This is a genomic window from Streptomyces sp. NH27 (assembly GCF_056859195.1).
In genome coordinates, this window is record NZ_JACEGK010000357.1 from 1 (window position 1) to 8,220 (window position 8,220).

At 73.1% G+C, this 8,220-nt stretch carries 8 protein-coding genes and 5 pseudogenes; 7 read left to right on the forward strand and 6 right to left on the reverse strand.

The window, feature by feature from the left end; all coding sequences use genetic code 11:
• Nucleotides 1-302 precede the first annotated feature (302 nt).
• Complete coding sequence (locus AC13HU_RS25510; RefSeq protein WP_483044286.1) at nt 303-620, reverse strand: hypothetical protein; 318 nt, start codon at nt 618-620, stop codon at nt 303-305.
• Nucleotides 621-626: 6 nt separating this feature from the next.
• Entirely contained in the window at nt 627-1,319 is a 693-nt protein-coding gene (locus AC13HU_RS25515) for an ATP-dependent Clp protease proteolytic subunit (RefSeq protein ID WP_483044287.1), read from the reverse strand.
• 156 nt (nt 1,320-1,475) lie between these two features.
• Here AC13HU_RS25515 and AC13HU_RS25520 point away from each other — a divergent pair, with 156 nt between their 5' ends.
• The 5 genes and pseudogenes from AC13HU_RS25520 to AC13HU_RS25540 form a co-directional block, all read left to right on the forward strand.
• Entirely contained in the window at nt 1,476-1,766 is a 291-nt protein-coding gene (locus tag AC13HU_RS25520; protein ID WP_483044288.1) for a type II toxin-antitoxin system Phd/YefM family antitoxin, read from the forward strand.
• Between the two features lie 359 nt (nt 1,767-2,125).
• Nucleotides 2,126-2,263, forward strand: a pseudogene (locus AC13HU_RS25525) (urease subunit beta); the annotation flags it as partial.
• Between the two features lie 3 nt (nt 2,264-2,266).
• A pseudogene (locus tag AC13HU_RS25530) lies at nt 2,267-2,809 on the forward strand (amidohydrolase family protein); the annotation flags it as partial.
• Between the two features lie 6 nt (nt 2,810-2,815).
• Nucleotides 2,816-3,247: pseudogene (locus tag AC13HU_RS25535) on the forward strand (urease accessory protein UreF); the annotation flags it as partial.
• Nucleotides 3,247-3,652: pseudogene (locus AC13HU_RS25540) on the forward strand (urease accessory protein UreD); the annotation flags it as partial. The pseudogenes AC13HU_RS25535 and AC13HU_RS25540, both read left to right, overlap by 1 nt.
• A gap of 81 nt (nt 3,653-3,733) precedes the next feature.
• Here AC13HU_RS25540 and AC13HU_RS25545 read toward each other — a convergent pair.
• Together AC13HU_RS25545 and AC13HU_RS25550 are read right to left on the reverse strand one after the other, a co-directional pair.
• On the reverse strand, nt 3,734-4,318 hold the full coding sequence (locus tag AC13HU_RS25545) for a YbaK/EbsC family protein (RefSeq protein WP_483044289.1): 585 nt from the start codon (nt 4,316-4,318) through the stop codon (nt 3,734-3,736).
• Between the two features lie 11 nt (nt 4,319-4,329).
• Nucleotides 4,330-5,250 (reverse strand): TIGR02452 family protein, encoded by a 921-nt coding sequence (locus AC13HU_RS25550; RefSeq protein WP_483044290.1) that lies wholly within the window; start codon nt 5,248-5,250, stop codon nt 4,330-4,332.
• Between the two features lie 186 nt (nt 5,251-5,436).
• Here AC13HU_RS25550 and AC13HU_RS25555 point away from each other — a divergent pair, with 186 nt between their 5' ends.
• The gene (locus AC13HU_RS25555) at nt 5,437-6,186 is read left to right on the forward strand and encodes a DUF1707 SHOCT-like domain-containing protein (protein WP_483044291.1); all 750 of its coding nucleotides are present in this window, start codon (nt 5,437-5,439) and stop codon (nt 6,184-6,186) included.
• 86 nt (nt 6,187-6,272) lie between these two features.
• Here the strand turns inward: AC13HU_RS25555 and AC13HU_RS25560 are convergent, their stop codons facing one another.
• Nucleotides 6,273-7,316 (reverse strand): NAD-dependent epimerase/dehydratase family protein, encoded by a 1,044-nt coding sequence (locus tag AC13HU_RS25560; RefSeq protein ID WP_483044292.1) that lies wholly within the window; start codon nt 7,314-7,316, stop codon nt 6,273-6,275.
• 210 nt (nt 7,317-7,526) lie between these two features.
• Between AC13HU_RS25560 and AC13HU_RS25565 the strand changes: the two genes are divergently transcribed.
• Entirely contained in the window at nt 7,527-7,772 is a 246-nt protein-coding gene (locus AC13HU_RS25565; RefSeq protein ID WP_483044293.1) for a hypothetical protein, read from the forward strand.
• A 121-nt stretch (nt 7,773-7,893) separates the two neighbouring features.
• Here AC13HU_RS25565 and AC13HU_RS25570 read toward each other — a convergent pair.
• A pseudogene (locus tag AC13HU_RS25570) lies at nt 7,894-8,220 on the reverse strand (hypothetical protein); the annotation flags it as partial.

Here is an 8,220-nt window from a genome sequence, read left to right on the forward strand (position 1 = left end):
GTCGTACCCCCTGAACTGCGCCGACCGTTATGGGCAAAGCCGTAGTCCAGCCGACACGCGCAATCGCGCACCCGTTTGCCACTAGAACTTCCGATACGCCAATGGACTGATGAGACGGGTGGTCGTCTCGCGCAAAACGGTGACACGCGGTGATGGTGGGCGGGCTCGCCCAGGGGAGTGCGGTCCCGCCCGGCCCGTCCTGGCCGTCCGGTCCGTCCCGGCCGTCCGGTCCGTCCCGGCCGTCCCGGCCGTCCGGTCCGTCCGGTTCGTCCCGGCTGGTCGGTCCGTACGGGGCGAACGGCCTATGCCGCCGGACCTGCTGCCGGGTCGGGCGGTACCGCGACCCGTGCCGCCCGCCGCTCCCCGTCCAGCACCCGCAGGGCGCGGCCGAGCGTGGCGTGGTGCAGGTCCGTCTCACCGCGCAGGTGCATCACCGTGAGCGCGTCCCGCATCGCCAACGCGCGGCTGACGAGTGCCTGCGCCGCCCGCAACGCCGCGTAGGTGTCAGTACTGCGGGAGGGGTTGATCCGGCCCAGCAGGTCGACCAGTTCCAGGTAGCAGTCGACGAGTTCGCCCTCGGAGCGGGTGAGGGCGGGCAGCGGCGGGAGTTCGGGCGCCACGGCGGCTCACCGCGAGCCCGTGCCGCGCGGGCCGGCGCCGGCCTTGCGGCTGGTGGTCAGCATGTCCGCCAGCCCGTACGCGACCGCCGCCTCCGCGTCGAAGATCTTGTCGCGTTCGAGGTCGGCGGTCACCCGCTCCGCCGGCTGACCGGTGTGTTGGACCAGCAGGGCCTCCAACTGGTCGCGGGTGCGGAGCATTTCGCGGGCCTGGATCTCCAGGTCCGAGACGTCGCCCTGCACCACGTCGCCGAGCGAGGGCTGGTGGATGAGGACGCGCGCCCCCGGTGTGATCATCCGCTTGCCCGGTGCGCCCGCCGCCAGCAGTACCGCGGCCGCCGATGCGGCCTGCCCGATGCACACCGTCGCCACGTCGCAGGTGACGAACTGCATCGTGTCGTAGATGGCGGTCATCGACGAGTACGAGCCGCCGGGGGAGTTGATGTAGATGTTGATGTCCTGGTCGGGGGAAGCGCTTTCCAGATGGATGAGTTGGGCCATCACGTCGTTGGCCGAGGTGTCGTCGATCTGCGTGCCCAGGAAGACGATGCGCTCCTGGAGCAGCTTGGAGTAGGGGTCCATCGTGCGGACGCCGTTGCTGCTGCGCTCGGTGAACTCGGGCAGGACGTAGCGGGCCGTGGGCGTCAGGGGGGAAGTGGACGCCAGGTGCGTCAGGGACGTCCTGGGGGTTGCGGGTGGCATGGGCGTCGTGTGGTCGGGCATCGCACACCTCCGTCGGTGCCGCGTCTCCGCCCGCCGGCTCGGGCTCCGTTTCCGGGGCCGGCGCGGGCATCAGTCACGACATCAAGGCCGTCAGGTCAAAATGTACAGGACGTACATCTCGTTATGATGGGGAGCATGACCCATGACGTCCCGGTGACACAAGCGCGCGCGCAGCTCGCCGAATTGATCAACCGCGTGGTCTACGGCGGCGAGCAGGTGGTGCTGACCCGGCACGGCAAGCCCTTGGTCGGCCTGGTCTCCGCCGCTGACCTGCAACGACTGCGGGAGCTCGACGAGCAGGCGGAGGAGCAGGTGATCAGTACGGTCTCCACGCTGGGCGGCCGCGCGTCCGCCAAGGGCGAAAGCCACCGGTTCGGCATCGCAGCCGAGCACCGCGGCCCGCAGCCGGGCGACCGTCGCCCGTAGCAGCCGTCAACGCGGCTGAAACCGCGCCGAACTAACGACCTGGGGGGTAATAGGGAGCGGGCTCGCGCCGCCCTGCGACTCCGCCTGCGGCGTTGTCGTCGGTCGACGATTCCCCCACAGCCTGCGGCGTGGGTGGGGGTGCCCCCGGCGAAGCCAGGGGGAGTGCCCCCAGCGTCGCCTCCCTCCTCCGCCTTGGATCCGAAGCCCTATGACGCCGCTCCCTGATCCACTCCCTATTACCCCCCAGGTCGTAACCTCACGGGCCCGAAGACTGCGAGGCGCGGTTGTGCGGTTGCCCCCCATGAGCAGGAGTGGCTGCTGATCCATGTGGCTGCCGACGTGGCCGGGCGGCGGCGCCCGTGATTCCCGGAGAGATCCTGCCCGCCGCCGACACCGTGCCGCTCAACGTCGGCCGCCCGGTCACCTGCCTCACCGCGCTCAACGCCGCCGACCGGCCCGTGCAGGTCGGCTCCCACCACCACTTCGCCGAGGCCGACCCGGCGCTGCCCGGCGACGGCGCCGCCGACGACCACCGCGCCCGCCGCTACGTCGCCAAGTACACGATCAACCCCGCCATCGCCCAGGGCCTCGACGCGGAGACCGGTTCGGTGGAAGCGGGCAAGCTCGCCGGTCTGGTGCTGTGGCAGCCGGCGTTCTTCGGGATCAAGCCGCAACTGGTCATCAAGGGCGGCCAGATCGCCTACGCGCAGATGGGCGACGCCAACGGCTGGATCCCCACCCCGCAACCCGTACTGCCCCGGCCCATGTTCGGCGGGGCCGGCGCCGCGCCCGCCGCGAACTCCATCAACTTCGTGACCCAGGCGGCCATCGACGACGCGCTGCCCGAACGGCTCGGCCTGGCCAAGCAGTTCACCGCGACCCGCAGCACCCGCGCCGTCGCCAAGGCCGACCTGCGGGAGAACGACGCGCTGCCCCGGGTCGAGGTCGACGCGGACACGTTCACGGTGCGGATCGACGGGGAAGTCGTGGCACCCGCGCCCGCCGTCGAACTTCCCATGGCCCAGCGGCACTTCCTCTTCTGAGGCATGATGGCGACAGAATCAGGCCACGACGATCCCGGCGTGCGCGCCGCACTGCTGCTGCTCGCCGACGGCCGCCTCCCGGCGGGCGGCCACGCCCAGTCGGGCGGGGTGGAAGCCGCCGTGGCCGAGGGGAGAGTACGCGACGCGGGTACGCTCACGGACTTCTGCAGGGGCCGGTTGCACACCACAGGACTGGTCGCCGCCGCACTGGCCGCGGCGGCGACCGCCGGGGCCGATCCGCTCGGTCTCGACGAGGCGGCCGGCGCGCGCACGCCCTCCGCGGCTCTGCGTGCGGTCTCCCGGCGGTTGGGCTGCCAACTCCTGCGGGCCGCACGGGCCGTGTGGCCCGCTCCCGCGCTGGACGAACTGACCGCGGCCCGCCCGCGCGGCGCGCACCAGCCGGTCGTACTCGGTCTCGCCGCCGCGTCGGCGGGGCTCGCATGACCACCCGGGTCCAACTCGCCCCGGGCGCACGGCTGGTGCTGCGCGAGGAGTAGATCCTCGGCCGCCACGACGAGCCGAGTGGCCGCCTCTCCGCCCGCCTCGCCGGACTCGAAGGGCGCCAACTGCTCGACCAGGAACTGTCCTTCGGCCCGGGCGCCACACCCGGATGGGACGGCCCTGCGGTGCTCGGCGGCCACCCGGGCGGTCGGCCAACTCCTCCTGGTAGCACCGGACCTGGGCGAGCGCGACGCCGAACTCGCCGACGTGCCCGCGGAGTACGGCCGCGCGGCCCTCACCCCCCTCGCCGGCCCCGCCCTGCTCGTCACCGCGATCGCCCCGGACGGCCACCACCTGCGCAACCTGCTCGACGGCTACCTGCGTCGGCTCCCGGCCAGTTGACCGCCCGATCCACGCGAGCTGCCCGATCCGCCCGATCCGCGCGAGCCGCCCGACGCGTCGGAGCCGTCAGCCCGCGGCCGGCTACTCGGCCGGTTGCTCCGCCGCGATCGGTTCGGTACGCGGTGCGGCCACCCGTACGTAGTCCTTCGTGCTCAGCGCCAGCGAGCGGTCCAGCCGGGCCGCGTTGAAGAAGATCTCGTCGTGGACCAACAGCCCCGGGTCGACGACCAGTTCCAGCTTCTCGTCGAAGGAGAACGGCAGCACCGTGCCGCTCACGCTTCCCGCCAGCCGCTCGGCGATGTCCCGCGACGCGAACGACACGTACGTGCCCGACAGCAGCGCCTTCACCGCGCCCAGGTCCACCCGCCGGTCGCCCGGCACCACCGCGAGCACGTAACGCGTCACCTTCTTGCCCACCTTCACCATCACCACGATGCACTTCGCGGCCTGCGCAAGGGAGTTGCCGCGCAGCGCGCTCACCACCTCGGTGGCGCCCTCCGGTTCGTGGTCGAGGGAGCGGTACTGCGCGCCCTGCCCGTCCAGCAGCGCGATCAACCGGTCGTACGTCTCGTGGGTCTCGTGTGTCGCCTGGGTCTCGGACCCGACGCCCGGCTCGTGCGTGCCCGGCTGCTGCGCGCCCTGCTCCTGCGTGTTCTGCTCGCTCATGGCCCCGCTCACTATGCTCGTGTTCCGGTCGTGTGCCGCGGGTGCGGTACGTCCGCCGTGCGCGGCGCGTTCCGGGCATCGGGTGCGGCGGGTACCTCCGCCGTGTCCGTTGCGAACACCGCCGTGAACGCCGCCCGGGCGGGAGAATCCCCGCGCCGGTCCAGCACGGCGAAGACCGCCTCGTCCACCGCGTCGGCGAACCGTCCGCCCGGGCCGAGCAGCGCCGCGAAAGCGCCCGCCACCACGGCCGGGTCGTTGCGGAACACCCCGCAGCCCCATGCCCCGAGCACCAGACGCCGGTAGCCGTTCGCGGCGGCCACCTCCAACACGCGCTCGGCGCGCGCCGCCAGGGCCGGCCCGACCTCCCGTACCCGCTCGGGCATCGTACGCGCGATCACGCCCGCGTTCGGCGCCGGGGAGGTGAGGAAACCCGCGAGGCAGGGCTCCGCGAGCAGCGTGCCCGAGTCGGCGCGGAAGACGGGTACGCCGGGGGAGTGGATGACCCGGTCGCTGTAGAAGGTGTCGCGGACCTCGCGGTGGTGGGCGTAGAACTCCGGGGCGCGCAGCAGGCAGTGGTACAGCGCGGAGGCGCGGCACAGCGCCTCCTCCTGCGCCTGGGCTCCGTTGGCGTAGCCGCCGCCGGGGTTGCGGGCGGACGCGAAGTTGAGCACCGCGACCGCGCCGCCGCCCTCGGCCACCAGCCGTCGGGCCGCCTGGGTGCTGCTCTCCGGCGTGACCGTGCAGCGGGTGCCGGAGCCACGGCGTGGCGTTGCCGGCACCTCGACCGGCTCCGGCCCGTAGATCTTCGTGCCGTCGGCGGCCCGCGCCACCGACTCGGCCAGGTCCACCCATCGGCCGCCCCCCAGGTCGTAGCCGCCCTCGGCCACGATCCGTTCGTTCTCGCGGGCGATGTTCCGCAGTCGTGCGCTCATGTTCCGGCACGGTACGGTCAAGAGCCTTCCCCGCGCGATCCGTTATCGGATGTCCCGGGCCGGGCGGGGGGCCGGCAACGCGCACTTTCGGCCGCAACGCGGTAGGGCGGGCCGCCGCCTTGCACCGCCTGCAAGACGCGATATAGCGTGAACCGTGTTCCGTTCCGCCCCCCAGGAGGTCGCCTCGTGTCCGAACGGTCGCCACGGCAGTCGCACGAGTCGGACGGTAAGGCCGACGACGCGCACGTGCGGGTCTCGGACGACGAGCGGGATCACACCGCCGCACTCCTCGGCGACGCGCTGGCCGTCGGACGGATCGACGTCGGCGAGCACGCGGAGCGGCTGGAAGCGGTCTACGCGGCGCGCACCCGCGGCGAACTCGCCCCGATCACGGCCGACTTGCCCGCCCTCACGCCCGGCGCGTCCCCGGCCGCGCCGGGTGACAGCGCACCCATCGAGGCGCTGTTCGCCAAGGTGCGGCGCTCGGGGCAGTGGCCGGTGCCGCCGTACACCGTCGCCCGCGCCCGCTTCGGCGCGATCGTGATCGACCTGCGGCAGGCGATGTTCACCCGCCGCGAGGTGGTGATCGAGGCCGGGTCGTTCTTCGGCAAGATCGAGATCCTGGTCCCGGACAACGCCGACGTCTACGACACCGGGTCGGCGCTGTTCGGGAAGCGGTCCCAGATCGGGCGCCGGGAGGGCAAGGAAGGCGACGGTCCGGTGGTGCGGATCACCGGGCGTTCGGTGTTCGGCCATGTCCGGGTGATGCGCGGCTCGAAGTGGGCCCGGTGGATCGGCCACCACATGGGCGGCCACATGGAAGAGCGCATGGAGCACATCAGCCGGCACATGGAGGCGCGTATGGAGCACATGGGCCGCCACATGGACCGTCGCATGGGCCGCGACAGCGGTGGCGACACCGGCCGCGAGTCGTGAACGCGCGGCCGCCGGCAGCCCGGGTGTCCCGGGCCGCCGACGGAGGGCCCGCCTGCCTCGCATCCCCGCGCCGCTGATCGGCGCGCTCAACTCCGGTTCGCCAGCCAGGCGTTCTCCGCCGCGTAGTCGAACCAGTCGCCGCCCTCGTCCGACAACCGGGCGGTCAGTGGGAACTGCTCCTGCCAGCTCCGCTCCTCCAGCGCCTCCACCAGCCAGGCCACCGTCTCCGGCAGCGAGTCCTCGTACGTGGTGACGGCGCGGTAGCCCAACTCCCGTTCGGCGGCGGACATGTCCATCACCACCGGGTGCGGCAGCGCCCACGGGTGGTCGCCCACGGTCGGCGCCGGGGGCGGGCCGTCGACGAGCACGGTCTCGGTGGTAATGCCCAGCACCGCGTCGATCGCGGCACCGATCTCCGCGACGGTCGGCACCTGCGGGTCGCCCGCGTTCAGCACCCGCGAGCCGGGCCTGCGCGCGGCCAGCCGGACCAGCTCGGCGATGTTCGAGGTGTGTACCGGGTGGAAGCGGCTGTTGCCGCCGTACGGCAGCACCCGCACCGTGCGGCCGTCCAACACCCGCTTCACGAAGTACAGTTCGCGCGGCAGCGGGCTGTGCGTGCCATGGATCGCACCGGCCCGCAGCAGCGTGCTGGGCAGCCGGTCGCCCGCCGCGAGCAGCGTCTGCTCCAACTCCACCTTGCGGGTGCCGTACGTCGCCGGACCCGCGTCGATCGTCGACCAGCTCTCCGGCACCGGCAGCGGGTAGCGCGGCGCGCCGTCCGGCTCGTCCTGGGTGTCGAAACTGCGGCCCTGCTCGTCCTTGTAGACGGCGGCGCTGGAGATCACCACCGCCGAGCCGATCCGGTCGGCCAGCGACACCAACTGCCGTGCGTGGTCGGCATCGTAGGCGACGCAGTCCAGCAGCACATCGCAGCCGTCACCCAGCGCCGCGGCCAGCGCGGCGGTGTCGGCGCGGTCCACCCGGACCGTGCGGACCCCGGGCGGCCACCCCGTATCGGCCCCGCCGCCCCGCGACGCCGCCGTCACCTGCCAGCCGTCCGAGGCGAGCGCGTGGACCGCCTGCCGACCGATCTGCCCTGATGCTCCGAGGACGAACGCTCTTCCTGTCATGCCGCGACGCTACGGCCGCCCGCGCCGGTCGGACCAGGGCGTTTCGCCGTGCGCGGATTCGCCCTCGGCGCAACCGGCTCGCAGTGCCCCGGCAGGCGTCGGGAGCCGGCGTGCCCGACCACGTCGCCGAGCAGGTCGCGGCGCGGCTCGCCGAACCCGCGTAGGTGCGGCGCTCCCGGCAAGTCCTCCGACCGGCGGCACGACCGGGTGATGCTCTTCTCCGACATGCAGGCGCTCGCGCATCCCGGTTTCGGTGCGTGCGGCCTGACCGTCTCCACGTCGGTGCCCCCGGTGGTGCCGATGCTCGCCGTGAACACCGCGGGGTACGCCCCCACGGCGCTCGACAAGGCCACGTCGAACCGGTACGAGATCGGCGGGTTCTCCGACAAGCTGTTCACGATGGTCGATCAGTTCGGCCGCGGCGGTGATGCCACGCGGCCGTGGGAGCGGAAGTAGGGGCCCGGACCCGCCCGGCTGCCCCGTCCTGCCGGTTCCGGGATCAACTTCCGGTGGGGGCTGGTCGCGCAGGTGCCCCAGCGCTCCTGTGCACGCCCGGCCCCTGATGTCGCCGGCCGGCTCACCGGCCGGAACACCCGCCGATGTCGCCGTCCGGCCGCACCTGCACCTGTGCCGGCGGCGCGGGCGCCGCCATGTCCGCCGCGTCCGCGTCGTAGAACTCGAACCACGGCAGCCCCGCCGAGGCGTACGCTGCCCGGTCCACCGGCGAGGCGGGCGCCGGCTTCCCGGTGATCTCCCGCCACTGCGACGCCGTCGCCAGGTGCACGAACACCCGGCCGGAGGGCTCGCGTTGCCAGTCGTCCAGCGGCCGCGGGTCCCGGTAGACCTCCTGCCGCATCCGGCCGCCCGAGCCCAGGCCCGTCGCCGGCGCGGCCGGCCCCGCCAC

What these genes read in the sequence shown, in the direction of transcription:
- AC13HU_RS25515 (WP_483044287.1), bottom strand. Translation starts at nt 1,319, where the DNA reads ATGCCACCCGCAACCCCCAGGACGTCCCTGACGCACCTGGCGTCCACT.
- AC13HU_RS25520 (WP_483044288.1), top strand. Translation starts at nt 1,476, where the DNA reads ATGACCCATGACGTCCCGGTGACACAAGCGCGCGCGCAGCTCGCCGAA.
- AC13HU_RS25545 (WP_483044289.1), bottom strand. Translation starts at nt 4,318, where the DNA reads ATGAGCGAGCAGAACACGCAGGAGCAGGGCGCGCAGCAGCCGGGCACG.
- AC13HU_RS25550 (WP_483044290.1), bottom strand. Translation starts at nt 5,250, where the DNA reads ATGAGCGCACGACTGCGGAACATCGCCCGCGAGAACGAACGGATCGTG.
- AC13HU_RS25560 (WP_483044292.1), bottom strand. Translation starts at nt 7,316, where the DNA reads ATGACAGGAAGAGCGTTCGTCCTCGGAGCATCAGGGCAGATCGGTCGG.
- AC13HU_RS25565 (WP_483044293.1), top strand. Translation starts at nt 7,527, where the DNA reads ATGCTCTTCTCCGACATGCAGGCGCTCGCGCATCCCGGTTTCGGTGCG.